This window comes from Paenibacillus melissococcoides, assembly GCA_944800085.1.
Classification (GTDB): Bacteria; Bacillota; Bacilli; order Paenibacillales; family Paenibacillaceae; genus Paenibacillus_B; species Paenibacillus_B melissococcoides.
The window spans coordinates 1-15,895 of sequence record CALYLO010000020.1; the positions used below are offsets into that span (position 1 = coordinate 1).

Sequence of the window (15,895 nt, forward strand, 5' to 3'; positions counted from 1 at the left end):
GCTATCGTTCATGAGGCTTCCCTTCCGGACGGCAGCCTGTGCAGAAGCTGGCGATCCGCCCACTCGGCGACGGCAGCTTGATAAACGGCTGACTGCAGCCACTGATCGCTGCGGTGCATCTGCTTCCAGCTCGGAATATACGGCAAATATTTCGGATGTATGGACAACGGAGGACATCCGAAGACAAAATGCCGTAACAGCGCGGTTTTTCGGGGTTTCCTCGTGGTCATGGATGGACAAAGGGGGGCGTTGTTTGACAGTGTTTTTGTGGGTAACCTGTGGGTATGTGGGGAGTGTGGGCAAAAGGAAAAGCCCCGGGACTAACGCCGGGGCTTTCTTATGAATAACAAGAGTAGTATTAAAATGTTTCATTCATTAGTTCTTCAAGTTCGAGTACAGCTTCGAATAAATCAGGGCTAACGTGCCTAACTTCATGGCAAAATATGTTGAAGAGCATAAAAAACCTTTCCAGTTCTTCCTCTCGTCGCATTTTATTCTCTTCATATACTTGTTTATATGCAGCTTCCCATCTTACCATCAACTCATCCGCCCCTCTACATATTGATATCTAGTTTTCGATGTTTACCGTTAACATGATTATATACCGAACGCATGTTCCCATTCAATAGTCCTATCTATCTAATCAACTTTCAAAATGATATAATTGCGGATGTAAAGCACTTCCCTTAAATAGGTGATTCAGGTGGCTAGAATTACTCGGGGGAGATGCCTGCTAAAAGTCCGTATTAAGGAAGCCAACACAACCCAGGCTGAGTTGGCCCGCAAGTCAGGGTATTCTCCACAAAGAATATCCAACTGGGCCAATAACCGCGAACCAATGCCTTATGAGGTGGCTGTCCTTATTTCGTACATGCTCAACTGTCACGCAGAAGATATGTACGAATGGATTCTATAACGCCTTGCAGGCGTCCCTCCCGAGAAATGTATAGATATATCTATACACGCCCTAAATTTATCTAACCTTCCCCTACTTCCCTCCTCGCCGTATTTGTCTTAGCAGCGGCCGCCACCTACCTATTTTGTACTACATTTTCGGCAGTATGTACACTTCAGTTCATCCTGCGAATTTTCTCATATGCTCATACATAAATCGACAAAATCCGAGTGACTTCGCGCTTAATTTATGTTATTGGGGATCTCCGGAAATTTTTTTACAAATTCTTCGCACAAATAATGTGACATCGTGCATTTCTTTGGTTTACCACCCGGTGCATAAAAAAGCGCATGTCTAGTTATTACATCAATATAGGTTACGTTTTTTACGTTGACAATAACGTTACGATCTACAATTTCGTATGTATGGCCGCTAGCGTTCAGTGCATTCACCCAGTATTTAAGCGTACCAATCATAAAATATTCTCTTCTAGGGGTATGCACGATGATTCGGTCGCTGCTACTGTCGTATAATAAAAACCACACTCGCTCCGCTGATGTCGTTAACAAGCCCGTATCCGCGTTAGGATCGAGTGATACTGTCAAAAGGGTCATAATCTATTTACCCTATATAGTAGAGTCATCATACAGCACCCCCATTAGATGCTGTATTCCCCTTTAGTTATCAACTTATTCCCGGAAAATGAAGCCAGTCGGGAATATAAGAAAAAGCCTCGGGACTACTCCCGGGGCTCCTTTTCGTCTTCTACAAATTCAATTAGATCGTGTATAGATTCGAGTTCCAACGCCTTAAATATCGTATTTAATGCTTCAGGCGACCATTGCTTTGCTTTGTTGTTTACAAGGTCGCTAACCGTGTTAGGACGGATTCCGGTCATTTGGTGGAGCTTGTACATTGATATATCCCGTTGTTTTAATATCTCGTCCAACTTTAGCCGTATCACTTCCTCCACCTCCTACACTTTAAACATAACAAAAAAAGTTTAACGAATCAAGTTAGAGTGTATTGACTCTTAACGAAATTCGTTATATACTCTATTTAACGATAAACGTTAAACGAAAAATGTTTATCGTGGGAGGTGGGGGCAAGTGAAAGATTGGGTTCAGCTTCTTACGGCAATCATCCAGAGTTTTACCGCATTACTCATTTTGATTCAAGGCCGTAAGAAAAAGAAAAAGGGCACTAAACGGCGCGGACGGCGCAATCGTTAAGTACCCACGGGAGGCCGTTCGCTACAACGGCCTCCTCCCCCAATCTTAACACGAACCCTCGCCTCACAACAATACGCGGGAGGATGGACAAGCCATGGAATACATTACTTGGACATTCATTACTTTGGCATTCATTTTCACTATTGCAGCTTTGGTAATTGCGTTGCGGTGGAATAAAAAATAAGCCGGCGGGCGTATGCGGGAGAGGAGGAGAGCAATGACTCCGTATGAAAGGGTGTTCTTGTTCCGTGCGTTTGTTTCTGAACTTGACGGGTCTGATTTAATGCAACAAGCTCATACATTTTACGTCGGCCAAGTCCGTAACATATTAGGATGGACTGATCTTACAGATTCGAGATTGCTCGCGGAGATTCGGACGCTAGATAATGCATTCCGAACAATCGTTAGAAGATAAGCATGAAATCAAGGAGTTGTATTGAGAATGACGAATTGCAACTGTTTAGGGAAGGAAGAGGAATGGCACTTTGATGATGACTTAGGCTGCTGGTATGTATGTAGAGAATGCGAAGAATGCGGGTATTATTGGGAGGGACCTTATTATCATCTGGACGATCCTGAACTACGTCCCGAATAAAACGCTAAGGGCCGCGGTATATCACCGTGGCCCTTCTTTCGGAGGCAAGGAATCTCCAATAGTGTCTCCAATCAAGTGGTAGTTATACCGACCTTTCGTTCCTTTGCATCCCATTTAACTTTGACCCCGGCAGCATCAGCAACCGCCCGGATAGGAGCGTATGCGCTGCCGCCGATAAGTTCACCTGGCACAGGCGCGCCATTGATTGATGCCGTTTTGCTCTGCTGGTTCCAGCCAATCTTGGCGCCAAGCGCTTCGCCTACGGCCCGAATCGGAGCGAGAACCGTTCCATCGACTAGTGGCCCTTCGGCAATCTTTTTACCGTTGATTTCAATTCCGGCCATTACAACCTTCTTCCCCTGCTCATCGTATTTCATTAGTCCGTATTGTTCGATTAGGCCAATCAATAGCTGCGGATACTTCGGATCGGTCGCATATCCACCACGCCAGATTTCCCGGCAAGCTGTTTTGTAATCAGCGTTCAATACGCCGTGATAACGCTTCGGCTTGTCCTTTGTCCCGTTAAGGACGAGTTTCGAATGATCTTCGATGCTCTCAGCCCAGTTATGATACGCCCGAAAAGCAGCTTCTATTTGATAAGGTGTTCGGTCCGTTCTGTACTCCGTAGTAGGCATATTTACGCTGCCTGCCGGGCCCTTTCCCTTGATGCCGAATAGATTGTTCGCTTTTTTCGTCAGGCCGCTCTCTCCCCAGCCGCTTTCCAATGCAGCCTGGGCGATTGTGAGTGATGCGGGCACCCCTGTCCGCTTCATATCTTCCACGGCTGCCGGTGCAATCTTCGCAATGAAATCCGTTTGCTTCATGCTCCCCTTATCCTTTCCTTGTCCCTGATATTTTGAGAGGTACGCCCCGGGGTCTGTATGCATGCCGTAACCAAATGAAGGCGCTGCCTTGGTCCGTACCTCATAATGCAAATGCGAGCCGGTGCTGCGGCCTGTTGTCCCCTGCTTTCCGACTTCCTGTCCTGCTACTACTCTTTGACCGACCTTCACGGTGCAGGAATCCAGATGCGCGTAACAGTGCAGTGCGCCGCGCCCGTCCCTAATGGCGACTACAATACCAAAATTACCGAAGCCTGTTCCCGCTCGTCCTTCTCGGGCATGGACCACTTCCCCGCCCATAAACGCAAAAATAGGCGCTTTATGCGCCTTCACCAAGTCGATGCCGGTATGTTCTTTTTGTTTGCCATCAATAGGATCTTTTCGCGGCCCGAAAGGGCTTGTCACACGGTATCCATGCTTTCCCCAGTCATACATTTTTCTCGCCGCCCTTTCCTTTCAAAACAGCAATAACATCTTTCAATTGACTAGGCATGTTCATTCCGACGCGGCCAAGATTCTCTGTAATTGAAAGCAATTCATTTGCAATGAAAAAGTAAATTGCTCCAGACATAATTGCGTTCGTGCCTAAAATCAAATCAACATGATGGGCGAGCCCTACGATCAAGAACATTAGTCCTTTTTTAGCGAGCCCCCAAAAACCTACTTCGCTGCTCAAACCCTTGCTTGAATCTGTTGGGTTGTCGCGACCTTCTTTATATGCCGCCGCAAATCCTGTGATGTAGTCAACAGTAACAACAACGGCCAAAGCAGTCAGAAGCGAGCTCCACCCTCCATAAAAGAATGATGTAAACCCGCCAACGGCGGCGGCTCCCCACTTAATTAGCAAATCCCATCTTTCCATGAGTTTATCCCCCTATTGACATATGAAATAGCCCCCGGGTATCCCGAGGGCATAAATAAAGCGCCTGCTCTATGGCGTGGCGCTTATTCCTGTGTCGGAAATTTTATCCCAGTAATCTTCTCGTACTCTTCCGGCGTGATTTCCCCGAATCGGTTGGCCTCCGTCTTAACGGCTGCGCATAGCCCCTCTGCGTCGATCCATTCACAATCAAAAGCAAGTTTCCAGAAATTCATTCCGTTTGCCCTCCTTTAAATTCAATAATTTCAAGTTTAGCATTCGTCAATTCCGCACCCAGGCTGTCGATAGTCTGCTTTTTCTGCATGCTGTCCAGCCGCGATTGGGTCAACATTCTGCCAAGGTCATCAATGACGCTCTGCTGCTGGATATTCCTGATTTTCATTTGCGTCAATTCTTGGCCCAGCGCGTCGGTCTGTGACGGCTGCGGATCCGGATTCAGCGCTTCGATTTCCTCGTCCGTGAGTCCGTTCCGCCAGAAGCTTGGGCCGTCCACGGGTTGCGGCGGCTCCGGCAGCGGATCGTCGCTCTCCGGGTCATGCTCGGCCAGCACGGCCATGTATTCGGCGTATGCAGCCTCATAAGCCTCCTGCGCTGCTCTGTAGCCCTCGACATCGAATATAGGCTGATACAGCCCGTCAGGCATCGGCACAGCTACGGTGTAGCCTACGAGTACCGTTTCCGGTTCGTCAGGCTGCTCGTCGTCACGCTGCTCCGGTTCAGACTGCGGAAGGCTGCCGGGTTCGTCCGGTTCAACCGGTTCCCGCCGATCAAAAACGCCCGTCACGGAGTCCGCAACGAGCGTCGGTTCGATGTAGCGACCGGATAGGTCGGTTATGATTGCTTCTTTCATGTCGTGCCTCCTTATTTATTTGCAAGGAACGATATACCTTGCAATGAGAGATAATCATTTTTTGCATTAGGCGAGCCAATCTTTACAATCCCCGTTGGATCCACGTCAATGCGGACAAGAGCCTCGCCTACACCTGTTACCCATCCAAGCACAGGGAAAATAAGCGATTTGTCAGGTCTAAACCCTGTTGGAAGTATAAACAAAGATGTACCCAACGCTGCCGTTCCCCTACCTATCAAGCCCTCAATCGAAACAACATTCGAATCATCCTTATAGTAGAACGAATGTTCAAAAGGCGATCCATAATCTACCCACCCATTCAATAATGTAGGTTTAATCCGCAGAGGAGGTGGCGCATCCTTCTCCGCCTTCTGCGTCTCCACCACCGACAGCCGCCGCCCGATGTCACCTACATCCTTCACCAAGTCCGACACAGTCCCACGCAGGTTGGCCGCCACGGTGCCGCTGATTGGAGGCGCAAGAGTTGGATGAAGCATCGTATAGGTGACGTGGTAGATTGCGGTTGGGTCGTAATAACTAGGTTCAGTTTGTAAAACATTGTCGCCCTTCGCGATCCACGCCCTGTCAATTGCGTTATTTTTATAAACTATTGCACTAGCTACATGTGTCCTGTGTCGGAGCATCGTTGCAGGCAGATATGCATTGTTAATATTTCCTTCATCGCTAACACCGGGCGCTGGATTCGCCCGTTCCCGGATCACAATACCGCTGCCGACCTCGACCATGTTAGAGCCTGCGGAGAGTGTCGCGCCCAACTCGTAATTCCTGACGGGCTCGACGGTTGGCTTCGCCTTCAGGTATTGGAGGCGGTAAGGCGTCCATTCCGGATATGACGTTGTTGGCGTGTCAGCTACACTTGGATCGCTTGGCTTATTTATCTTAAACCATTGCTTTTTACCACTTGTATATGGAGTTTCGCGGCTCCCTTCTTGGTACATCCTCCAACCGTTAAAATACGCCTTAATCTCGTCGGGTTCCGGATTGTAATTTCCTCCCCATCCACTTTCATTATTGTGCACTGAAATATAAGCATTAGATGTGAAAATGCGAGTAACATCACTAAAACCCCAATTTTCTACATTTATAGGTTTATCATTTACGCTTAATAGACTGCCATTGTATTTTGTAACGAAAAGTCTGCCGTAGTCATCTTCATCTGCTGGGGAACTGTTATTTGGAACACAATCATTTGCAGAAAGGACTTTAAAGTCGTTTTGTGTAGAATGTCTTTTCCATACATGGGACCCATCCAACGTAACCTTCCCCCACGGCTCCAGCACATACGGTAGCCCATCGTCTCCCATAAAGAGCGTATCGGGATTGCTGCCGTCTACCGGATGAGCGGCGAGCTCCGTTTCGAAGGCGATCATGCTACGTTGCTGCGGTACGAAGGGCTTCGCTTCGGTTCCGACGGTGAGCATCGGGTTTTTACAGGATACGTCAATATCGGCGGAAAAGCTTTTGAGTACTAGCGCAATCTGCGTTCGACTACCAACGTTGAAGGAGCGGTAAGTATCCGTACCGTATGGGACAACGAACGTGTTGTAGTCTAGTTCCGTGATGCACCATGACACCCCGGAATTTTCGAGCGAGAATACATATGTCTGATTCGGCAGTACCGATAGATGATACGCCAGGAAGTCCCCGTCTCCACCAGCGCCAAAACGCAATTCATAAGGGGCTACCACTGTCGCTTTCGATGCGACAGTGATCCGATCGGCTTCATAAAACGGCGGCAGCAGATTGCCTCCCGTTACGATGGCGTATGGGTTCTTTACGTTGGTCATGCTGTCTACGTATGGATAGCGTTTGGCAACCTGTTCCGGTGTCATGCCTTCAATTGCATTGTACTCGGCCTCGGTGATCTCATACAGCCCGATTCCATCCGCAGATATCTTTTGGCCTGCTTCTGATGCTACGCCTCGGACGTAGACTTCCACCCTGTCTTTGCCAGCGAGATCCACGGGGGAAACAGCGACATATGCATATGTGAACTGATTGGACTTGACTGTCCCATTCGACTTGAACCATGATGTTACATTGGCCTCGCTCTTCACTTCTGCAAAGGAGAGGTGTACATACTGAGCGGATATGTTTCGAATATACCCGACGGCAATATAGTATTTATCCAGGTCTTTTACAGCACCATTGGAACGAATACCAAATCCCGCCTGTTCCTCCTTCGTACTCGCCACTTCGATGGAAAAGGATCCGTATACCCGCTCGGTGCTTAGAGCCTTAACACCGGGTCCGGGTGCAGACCAATCGGCTGTATTTTCACAGTCTCCAACTCGTCCTAGTAGGTTGATGAGTGTCCGGCCCTTTATCTCCCCCATCTGGAACGGCGTATCATTCTCGACCTCCACCACCTGGAGGCCGGGTTTAATCCCCAAGGGCTTGCCTAAAACGTGATCGACAGATTGCTTTAGGTTGCGTATTTCGTCCGTATTGCTATCAACATCCGCCCTTAATACGTTGATGTTTTCATCGGTGTACTGCTTCGCCACTGTAAGGGCAGCATCCGCTTTCTCTTGGGCCCCTGTTGGCGTTTCAGCCCCGATGCTTTCGGGGGTAACCGCCTGAGCCTTCTGGTCCGTGTATTCCTTGGCATCTTTAAGTGCCTTCGATACATCATCCTTCTCCGCAGCCTTTTCCTGCAGCTCCTGCAGCGCCTCATAGGATCGATTCATGTGCCAATTGAGCCAATCAGCTGGCGGCCGATCCTCAACTTCCCAGCCCTTCACCCGTTTTGACTCAGGAGGTTGTATTCCTGCTGCCTTCCATTCGGGTAATTCTTTATTGAATGGCATTCCTATCTTCTCCCTCCCTAAATCGGTAATTCGTAGTCATTGCCCGGCATATAGACCGTTCCAAGGGTGCCGCCTGTTGTCATAGCGATATCCGCGAGCCCAAATTTGCTCTTTTCAACTTCCGCTCGCTTCGACGCCAGGAGAAAGGTTCCAGACAAATCAATTTGTGCAACCCGGACGCCTGCAGCCACTGTTTTTTGGATGATCTGCGCGAACTGGTACGGTGACATTCCCACTTCGTTCAGGCGAGCTATCGGCACACGTAGCAAAGAAAGTGCGGCCGGCTCCGGTTCGTTCGGGTCCGCATGCTTTTCCTCGATTCGAATTTCCGAAAAATCGCAATCTAGGGCCAAAGCTAAAACTTCAATGATCGTGTTAATGTCCGTCTTCGATAAGTTTCGCGCTACCTTCGACTTCAACAAAATTCTGTAAATTTCGTCGGTAGCAGCTCCACGCGGCTGCACTACGTTTTCCCCGATCCTGTCCAGGGTTGTTCCCCGGGCCCGGTCAATGTCTCGCCATTCCTGAATTTTGTCCAGCGTATCTTCCAGGCTTGTAAGCTGAGAGTGTAGGATTGACACCAGTTTTCCAAGATTGCTCTCAGGGTTTTTGTTATACGCATCGGTGAACCGACCAAGCATGTCCTTCACGCTAAACACGGCTGGTCACCTCGATATTCTGGTCCCGAATCCTCGCCACCTGATGAGGGGCGATTTCAATGTTTTTCGAATCACCGTTCAGCAGCAATTCTACATCATCCACGCCTGGAACCCTGTACACCGCGCTAATTAATTTGTTGTATATTACGGCCGCCCCCATGGACAAGCCGTTGTAATACTTACCGTCGTGCTCCCCGCCGATGTACTGCACGATTTCGGATATCACCTTTTCGTCACCGTCAGCCGGGTATTGAACAGTTCGCTTTATCTTCGCATGAACAGAAATCAAAACTTCCTCAGCACGGCTGAACTTGACCTTGTGCTTGTAACCTGCGACATCGGTAACCTCGCGAACAATATCGCCGTGTGCTTCGATACCGCCAGCCTTTGTTGCGAAAATGGCGGCTGCGATCTCTTGCTCATCGCCTCCCAACACATAGCACTGGAACGATTTCCCGGGCCTGCCTGCCGCATCTGTAGTAAGTGAGGTGTTTTCTATCACGGCCGCCGCTCGAACACCAGACAACCGTAATAGCGTCCCTCGCAAGGCATCGACAGAGGCCGCGCCGCCGCCCGCTACCGATTGCTGGAACCGGGCGCGAAATTCTTCATCCGTCTCTCGCTCCCGTCCGCCTGTTGTTGGCCTCGGATTCGTGACAGAGAGGATATTCGCATCGGGATTGAGCAAAGCCACAATTGTGCCAGTTGCAACGTTCCATCCTGTTCCCACTTCTTGGGCCGCGATCCCCACAGAACCCTTGCCGTCATTATCGAGAGTCAGATCCTCATTTGTCACGAAATATTTTCCTGTGGCGGTGCCGACGATTGTGCCTTCCGGTATCGTATATTCTGGCGTTCCTATGAATGTTAACTCTCCGTATGCAAATTCCTCTTGGAATCGTTTAATCCCCACTTGCGGAGCGAGGCGGTCCAAACTCACGCCGGTTGCTGTGTCTCGGTACGCCGCGTAGTATACGTGCTCCACTCCCTGCCAAACATAGGCCAGAAAAAAAGCGAATATCCGTAGGATGATCCCGAGTGGAGATAGTGCCGATGTATTCGTGGTTTCACCGTATTTTGCCCGCGCCTGTTCTTCCATCTGCTCCAGTAAATCGCTGTACCGCATCCGCTTGAATCCAGATGCATCAAGCATCCAAACTCACCTCGCTTTCTACCTTCTCCCCATTTACTGCGGTCGCAGTGAAAAAGATGTGGAGCATTCGATTCTCCTTGTCGAAACGAATGTCGATGCTATCAACCTTCTGTATTTGCTCAACTTGTTCAAGGGCTGAATAAACCGTTTCGCGAATCGCCTCTTCGTTCGGCTGCTTCTGCAGCAGCACATCATAGCTTGTGCCTGCATCGGGGTCCAAAAACCACTCGTCAAGATTCGTACCCAGCACCACACGGGCAGCTTGGGCAATCTCTTCCGGCCCGGATACCATTTGTAATTCGCCATCTGCGAAAATCAGGTCCCCCGTGCTGTCCAATCGAAAATTCACGTTATCACCCCTACTACAACCGTATCCGACAAGCTGTGCCTGCGCCTAGAATCAGGGTATGCCATGGCTCCATTCAGACTCTGATCCATGGCACGCTCTACGCATATCAGCAAAACTACATCCCCCTGCCGTAAAACGGGTACATAGTCCTTTTCCACGCCATCCACCTCGAAGCGCTGGCATAATACGGGCACATCCGTCAATAATGCATGCGGACTCGGCTGGTTGCCCATCATCTTTTGCATGATGAGCGGCTGGACGGTTGCACGGCGTCGCTCCTTGTCGTATGCGGCCACTCTCCCGATTGTGGCCGTGTGGAGTTGGCGCAACGCATTTTCAAGCCAACCATTCAAGCTCTTATCAAGTTGTGCCATTTTAAAACACCGCCTCTATCTCGGTGGTAAAATCACTGCCACTTGAAGAGTGTCGGCCGCGCCGCACGCGGAGTGATGCCTCGACAACGCGGCTTTCAATGGTTATCAGGCTGCCTGTTGTCAATCGGTGATTCAGTAGACACTTGGCCTGATAACCCGCGCTGCTGTCGTCCTGAAAAAAGGTAGGTGAACCGATCAGGCCAGTCTTCGGTGAAAGTACAAAGTTTATTTTGTCGCCTTGGGTAAGTGGCCGAATATACAACTGCCCTTTGAGCATGTAACAGGAGGTCTGGCAATCGGCGGCAACGTTCTTGATAGCATCAACAACGGAGCCCTCAACGGTCATCCCCTCTGTGTAAACAACATCTTTGACCAAACTTAAGGCGACCGCGCTGAGGTTACCTCGCTTTAGCAAATCCCTAATGACGGTGGAGGCTTTCGTTTGTTTCGCATATGAAATGCTCGGAATGGTCCGGCTGTCCAATGGCTCCGAGTCAAGGACTGTGAAGGTTGTAATTTTGTCAGGCCCTTCCCATCGAGTCTCATAAAAAGAGATGTAACCAGAAAGAATGGTTCCGACATCCCCTTTGTATCCTGCATTCAGCACAACCTTTGAATGATGGGCGATGTTGTTTATCGTATTGTCACTCAGGTTGTAGATTTCGATCCTGGCCTCGTTTGGATCTGGATCATCATCAAACGGCACGTCAAAACGAATCTCTAGGTCCGGCGTCTTCAACGTCTGCCCACCAACAATCAACTCCGTAACACGGCCATAAGATTCACTCATCTTCTTCTCCCTCGCCTTCTCCATATGCAAGAAACACGGTCTCCCCGAAGTTACCCCAGGTTACGGCCGTTTCCCTGCCTGCCTCGTCAACCGGTACAATCAACGGCACCGGAAAGCGGTGGTCCTCGATGCCTGCAAAAACAGGAACGCCGTATACGAGTTTCACGCCTTGAAGCAACACTTGATCATCCTTCATCAAGTCGAGTGTAAAAAAGTCAAAACGCTCGTTGTAGTTCACTTCAAAGGTGAAGATGTCTACGCCGAGCGCAATGTCAAATTGATAAGGGATGCTGTCTTTTTCAATCGGTATAAACTCCATAGGCCCCTCCTAACCTACGATGACAACCATGCCTGGTTTCAGGCGGGTGCCTTTTGGTATTTGCGTATTCCAAGAACGTAAAGTTTTTAGGGGTACTTTGTACGTATACGCCAGCGCTTCCCACGTCTGGCCTTCTCGAACCGTGTGCTTCTTTCCCGTTGGTCCTTGGCTTTTTGCTTTTGTGCCTTTTGTCTTGCTTTGCTTTGTGGTCTTGAGCTGCTGCCGGCCGGCCGTTGTCATCACCTTGACAAGGGTCTGAGTTTTGGCTGGCAGCTTCGTAGAAAAAAGCGGCTTAACCTTGCGGATTTCTCGCAACTGCATTGTAAAATTCATGCCGTTTGCCACTTTATATTCGTGTTCGCTTTCGAAAGCCTCGATGATGCAGTTTATAAAGGAATTCCGGCCAACATATTTAACCGTTGTGCCGGAATTCATCTTCCCCAGTATTTCTTTCCTCTTCTTCGCCGCATCCTCGCCTACCAACTTCCCGGTTAGGGATAGGGTCACGAGTTGAGGCTCCACATGGTCCGTAATGGCGGCCCCGCCCTCGATAGGGTAGGTAGATACCCGAACGGAATATGAAGGCTTTTCGTTTGTGACATGAATTTGTATGCCGTCAATGGTTGCCATCTAACCTCACCCCTCGATATACTGCGGATTTTTCATGCCGAATGATTTAAACAAGTTCTCAAGTTCCTTTTTGACTTCCTGGGCGGTATTTTTCGCGGCGCTGGTTGATTCGCCGCCTTTTATCGTTATCTCAATATTGGGCGATATTATGATGTTGCTATTTGCCGACGTATTGCTGTACGTTGGCGCGAGTCCTTCCGCCTCTGTTTGAGGTGCTTGAGGGGTTGCGGCTGCCGTTGCCATACCATTGACGGCATGGGATACTTCCGGGATCTTGTCTTCTATCCCGATCTGGAATCCTTCGCCTGTGTACTTCCCGAGTTCCTTCATAACACGAGAAGGAGAGTGAATATCGAGCGCATCCTCTATCCCTTCCGTTACACTGTTTGCGACACCAGTAACCGCATCGCCCACGGCCTTCGCAGCACCTTTAATACCATCTATAAACCCGGTGATTGCATTCTTGCCCATCTCCCACATCTGGCCGGGCAGATTTTTGATCCAGTCAATCGCTTTTTTTATGCTCTCAACGATGGCATCCCAAATTCTGCTGGTCATACCTTTGATGCCTTCCCATGTGTCGGAAAAGAAGGTAGACATACCGTTCCAAGCAAGTTCAGCGGCAATTTTTATGTTGTTCCATGCCCCTTCGAGATAGCCCTTGACGGCTTCGAGAGCACCGGAAAATATCAGTTTGATACCTTCCCACGCTTGCCCCATAGCGCCCTTGATGTTATCCCAAATCTGTATGGCGTGGCTCTTCATAGCGCTGAAGTTGCCAGTAAAGAGATCCTTTATCAAAAGGATCGCACCCAAGAAAATATTCTTGATGACCGTCCATGCTGCGCTAAAGTACAGCTTTAGCCCTTCCCAAATCATTCTGACGCCGTTCACAATCCGAGCGAATGATGCTCGGATATTTTCAACAAATGGAGCGATGATCGCCATCACCGTGTTTACAATGCCATTCCACAGGTTGACCGCCGTGGTCTTTATCGCATTCCACGTATCGACCAGGAAGCCAACAATAGCATTCCATGTTGCTGTAAATACCCGAACCGTTGCCGCCCACAATCTCTTGAAAAAGGCCGATATAGGCTCCCAATACTTGATGATGAGATATGCAGCCGCGGCGACTGCAGCTATAACTGCAATGACTATCAGCATCGGCCCCGATATTCCCATGATGAGAGGGCCGACCGACGATAGCAGTTTAAATCCTGCCACCACATTAGGCAGGAATGAGACAAGGACCGTCAAGGCTCCACCAAGCAACAGAACCGCACCAGCTATCGCCGTGAATATGGCTATTCCTTGTTTCAAACCTTCAGGGAGGCTATTAAAGCGGTCAACTAATTTGTTTACGAAAACTGCTACACTTGTTAAAATAGGGATAAACGTTTCCCCAATAGAAAGCCTTGCGCCTTCCATAGCTGAGTTTACCTTCTCCATAGCCCCGTTTAGGTTGTCTAGTTGTTTATCTGCTATGGTTTTTGCAATACCGCCACTCTCTTCGAGCCTGTCTGTAAAGCCCTCTAAAGCTGGTTGCCCGGTATCCATCAACGCCAAAAATGCACTAGCGGCCTCTGTGCCGACTACCGTTGATACAGCAGCCACTCTCTGGGCCTCCGTTAAACCCTCTGTCTTCTCGACGAACTGTCCCACTACCTCAGAAAGAGAAAGTACTCTGCCTTCCCGTTCAGTTTCAATTTCCAACTGTTCTTTAAGGACCTTATTTGCTTCGGCAGTTGGTTTAGCCAACCGGATCATTATTGCACGCAATGCCGTGCCCGCTTCACTTCCTTGTATACCTGCATTGCCGAGCATCGCGGTTGCCGAAGCCATCTCTTCTAGCGAGCGCCCGGATGCACGCGCTATAGGGGCAACATATTTCATCGTATCGCCAAGCATGTTCATGTCAGTGTTGGACCCAGTGAAAGTTGCTGTCAGTATGTCAGCCACTTTTGCCGTATCCTTTGCCTCGATACCAAAACCCGTTAGAATGTTCGATGTGATATCTGCCGCACGGGCTAAATCAATCTGCCCCGCTGCCGCTGTATCAAGTAGCCCTGGCATGGCCGCAATCATGTCATTTGTCTTAAAATCCGCCATCGCCAAAAACTGCATACCCTCAGCGGCTTGACTTGCGGTGAATACTGTTTCAGCGCCAAGCCTTTTGGCAGTATCAGTAAGTCGCTGCATTTCCTCGACCGAAGCACCGGACAATGCACCAACCCTCGACATTGACGATTCAAAGTCTGCTGCAAGCTTGATTGATGAACCAATTCCTGCCGCGAGAACGCCGCCTGCGGCCCCCATGGCTACGCCGGCAGAACGGATGCTGCCGGACGCCTGGTCAATCTGATCCAGCGCCTTCAAAGAGCCGTTGGAGAAATCTCCGTATTTTTTTCGGAGCTGGTCCATTTCCTTTGCTGCCCGCTGGGCGGCTTTGCTTTGCCTGTCTACCGCCTGCGTGACGCTGTTAGATGCTTGCCTAACCCTATTGCCTGCGGCTGCAGCCTGTTCCTGTGCAATACGCCATTTTTCATCCGCTTTTTGGGCACGCACAGCGGCAGCCGTAGCCTTTTCGTTGGCCGCCTGTGCTCTTTGTATCGCTTTGGTAACCTTCTCTTGCGAGCTGGTAGATACCGCTGCGACCTCAGCAGCTTTTGCTGTTGCAGCTCTTGCCCTCTCGGTCGCCTTGGCTGCCGCGTCATTTGCCTTCTGCAGCCGGTCAGCGGCCTTCGTCAATCGTTCATTCGCTGCTGCAGCCTTATCAGCCGCTTTCGCAGCCTGGGCTGTGATGCCTTGTGACTTCGATACAGCGGAGGCCATTGCTCCCGATTTTTGCGAAACTCCTTGCATCGCCTTTCCGGCCCGCCCCATGCTCGACTCCATCCGCTCAAACACTTTGGAGTTTGTGCCGGAAAGCTTGTTCAGGCGCTTATCCAGCGTTTCAAGAGGGCTGGTACTTATGTTGTATCCGACATCTACTGTTAATTTGCGGAGTGACATGCGACCGCCCCCTTATTTTTGTTTGTTTCTCTGGCTCTGGGCATGTAGGATATCGAGTGCAGCGTTTGCCTCATTAAGATCGTCCCAATCCATTTCGCATGCGTCGGAATACGTAATACCACCATCAGACAAAACAACGCGCCAGAAGGCCCAATTCTCCTTGGCGCGTTGTTTATATTCCGCACTACTTGTCGCTGGGCGGGTTCAAAAATTCAACTGCTGCCAGCATTACATCGTCAAATACATCTGGGTGCTCGTCAAAGTAATCCCAATTCACCTTTGGCTGCACAATGACGTGCGTCATCAATTCTTGATAATATTTTTCCTCGACGAGTTGCCCACTCTTATTTTTGGATCGGTCCCGCAAGCGGACGGACTCCCGGACACCTGGATGCTGGAAGGTATACTCTACGCCTTGAATTTCAACCGTTGTCTGTTTCTTTGACATTTGAATCATTCTCCTTAGTTATAGTGGAATAAA

General features: G+C 49.6%; 20 protein-coding genes and 1 pseudogene. 2 read left to right on the forward strand and 19 right to left on the reverse strand.

Translation table 11 applies throughout. From position 1 onward, the window contains the following. Positions 1-8: 8 nt before the first annotated feature. Positions 9-167, reverse strand: a complete 159-nt coding sequence (locus OCY70_RS35235; RefSeq protein WP_249725540.1) for a hypothetical protein — start codon at positions 165-167, stop codon at positions 9-11. Positions 168-358: 191 nt separating this feature from the next. After that, positions 359-538: an asparaginase gene (locus OCY70_RS35240; protein ID WP_213430543.1), complete on the reverse strand. Its 180-nt coding sequence runs from the start codon at positions 536-538 to the stop codon at positions 359-361. Between the two features lie 165 nt (positions 539-703). Between OCY70_RS35240 and OCY70_RS35245 the strand changes: the two genes are divergently transcribed. Continuing rightward, positions 704-916: a helix-turn-helix domain-containing protein gene (locus OCY70_RS35245; RefSeq protein WP_213430536.1), complete on the forward strand. Its 213-nt coding sequence runs from the start codon at positions 704-706 to the stop codon at positions 914-916. 221 nt (positions 917-1,137) lie between these two features. Here OCY70_RS35245 and OCY70_RS35250 read toward each other — a convergent pair whose 3' ends face one another. Both OCY70_RS35250 and OCY70_RS35255 read right to left on the reverse strand, forming a co-directional pair. Continuing rightward, the gene (locus tag OCY70_RS35250) at positions 1,138-1,509 is read right to left on the reverse strand and encodes a LytTR family transcriptional regulator DNA-binding domain-containing protein (RefSeq protein ID WP_213430537.1); all 372 of its coding nucleotides are present in this window, start codon (positions 1,507-1,509) and stop codon (positions 1,138-1,140) included. 125 nt (positions 1,510-1,634) lie between these two features. Then, positions 1,635-1,859, reverse strand: coding sequence for a helix-turn-helix domain-containing protein (locus OCY70_RS35255; RefSeq protein ID WP_213430538.1), 225 nt, complete (start codon positions 1,857-1,859; stop codon positions 1,635-1,637). Between the two features lie 145 nt (positions 1,860-2,004). Between OCY70_RS35255 and OCY70_RS35260 the strand changes: the two genes are divergently transcribed. After that, the gene (locus tag OCY70_RS35260) at positions 2,005-2,127 is read left to right on the forward strand and encodes a hypothetical protein (RefSeq protein WP_261944936.1); all 123 of its coding nucleotides are present in this window, start codon (positions 2,005-2,007) and stop codon (positions 2,125-2,127) included. Between the two features lie 666 nt (positions 2,128-2,793). Here OCY70_RS35260 and OCY70_RS35265 read toward each other — a convergent pair. The 15 genes and pseudogenes from OCY70_RS35265 to OCY70_RS35335 all read right to left on the reverse strand — a co-directional run bounded on the left by OCY70_RS35265 (position 2,794) and on the right by OCY70_RS35335 (position 15,862). Next, entirely contained in the window at positions 2,794-3,546 is a 753-nt protein-coding gene (locus OCY70_RS35265) for a glucosaminidase domain-containing protein (protein WP_261948777.1), read from the reverse strand. Between the two features lie 141 nt (positions 3,547-3,687). Then, a pseudogene (locus OCY70_RS35270) lies at positions 3,688-3,999 on the reverse strand (M23 family metallopeptidase); the annotation flags it as partial. Next, complete coding sequence (locus tag OCY70_RS35275) at positions 3,992-4,426, reverse strand: phage holin family protein (RefSeq protein ID WP_213426120.1); 435 nt, start codon at positions 4,424-4,426, stop codon at positions 3,992-3,994. The gene OCY70_RS35275 and the pseudogene OCY70_RS35270, both read right to left, overlap by 8 nt. Before the next feature lie 83 nt (positions 4,427-4,509). Further along, a complete protein-coding gene (locus OCY70_RS35280; RefSeq protein WP_213431628.1) occupies positions 4,510-4,659 on the reverse strand; it encodes an XkdX family protein in 150 nt (49 codons plus the stop codon). Continuing rightward, positions 4,656-5,294 (reverse strand): hypothetical protein, encoded by a 639-nt coding sequence (locus OCY70_RS35285; RefSeq protein ID WP_261944479.1) that lies wholly within the window; start codon positions 5,292-5,294, stop codon positions 4,656-4,658. Before OCY70_RS35285 ends, OCY70_RS35280 begins: the two co-directional genes overlap by 4 nt. 11 nt (positions 5,295-5,305) lie before the next feature. Beyond that, positions 5,306-8,125, reverse strand: coding sequence for a hypothetical protein (locus tag OCY70_RS35290; protein ID WP_261944935.1), 2,820 nt, complete (start codon positions 8,123-8,125; stop codon positions 5,306-5,308). A 17-nt stretch (positions 8,126-8,142) separates the two neighbouring features. Next, positions 8,143-8,784 carry a hypothetical protein gene (locus OCY70_RS35295; RefSeq protein ID WP_213431202.1) on the reverse strand — a complete coding sequence of 214 codons (642 nt, stop codon included), beginning with the start codon at positions 8,782-8,784 and terminating at the stop codon, positions 8,143-8,145. Then, on the reverse strand, positions 8,777-9,937 hold the full coding sequence (locus OCY70_RS35300) for a baseplate J/gp47 family protein (RefSeq protein WP_213431201.1): 1,161 nt from the start codon (positions 9,935-9,937) through the stop codon (positions 8,777-8,779). The genes OCY70_RS35295 and OCY70_RS35300 overlap by 8 nt, the downstream gene beginning before the upstream one ends. Beyond that, a complete protein-coding gene (locus OCY70_RS35305) occupies positions 9,930-10,286 on the reverse strand; it encodes a DUF2634 domain-containing protein (RefSeq protein ID WP_213431200.1) in 357 nt (118 codons plus the stop codon). Before OCY70_RS35305 ends, OCY70_RS35300 begins: the two co-directional genes overlap by 8 nt. Beyond that, complete coding sequence (locus OCY70_RS35310; RefSeq protein WP_213431199.1) at positions 10,283-10,660, reverse strand: Gp138 family membrane-puncturing spike protein; 378 nt, start codon at positions 10,658-10,660, stop codon at positions 10,283-10,285. Before OCY70_RS35310 ends, OCY70_RS35305 begins: the two co-directional genes overlap by 4 nt. A gap of 1 nt (position 10,661) precedes the next feature. Then, a complete protein-coding gene (locus OCY70_RS35315) occupies positions 10,662-11,450 on the reverse strand; it encodes a phage protein (protein ID WP_213431198.1) in 789 nt (262 codons plus the stop codon). After that, positions 11,443-11,769, reverse strand: a complete 327-nt coding sequence (locus tag OCY70_RS35320; protein WP_213431197.1) for a phage baseplate plug family protein — start codon at positions 11,767-11,769, stop codon at positions 11,443-11,445. Before OCY70_RS35320 ends, OCY70_RS35315 begins: the two co-directional genes overlap by 8 nt. Before the next feature lie 9 nt (positions 11,770-11,778). Further along, the gene (locus OCY70_RS35325; protein ID WP_213431196.1) at positions 11,779-12,399 is read right to left on the reverse strand and encodes a LysM peptidoglycan-binding domain-containing protein; all 621 of its coding nucleotides are present in this window, start codon (positions 12,397-12,399) and stop codon (positions 11,779-11,781) included. A 6-nt stretch (positions 12,400-12,405) separates the two neighbouring features. Continuing rightward, a complete protein-coding gene (locus tag OCY70_RS35330; RefSeq protein ID WP_261945330.1) occupies positions 12,406-15,414 on the reverse strand; it encodes a phage tail tape measure protein in 3,009 nt (1,002 codons plus the stop codon). Positions 15,415-15,598: 184 nt separating this feature from the next. After that, on the reverse strand, positions 15,599-15,862 hold the full coding sequence (locus OCY70_RS35335; RefSeq protein WP_213430768.1) for a hypothetical protein: 264 nt from the start codon (positions 15,860-15,862) through the stop codon (positions 15,599-15,601). Positions 15,863-15,895 lie beyond the last annotated feature (33 nt).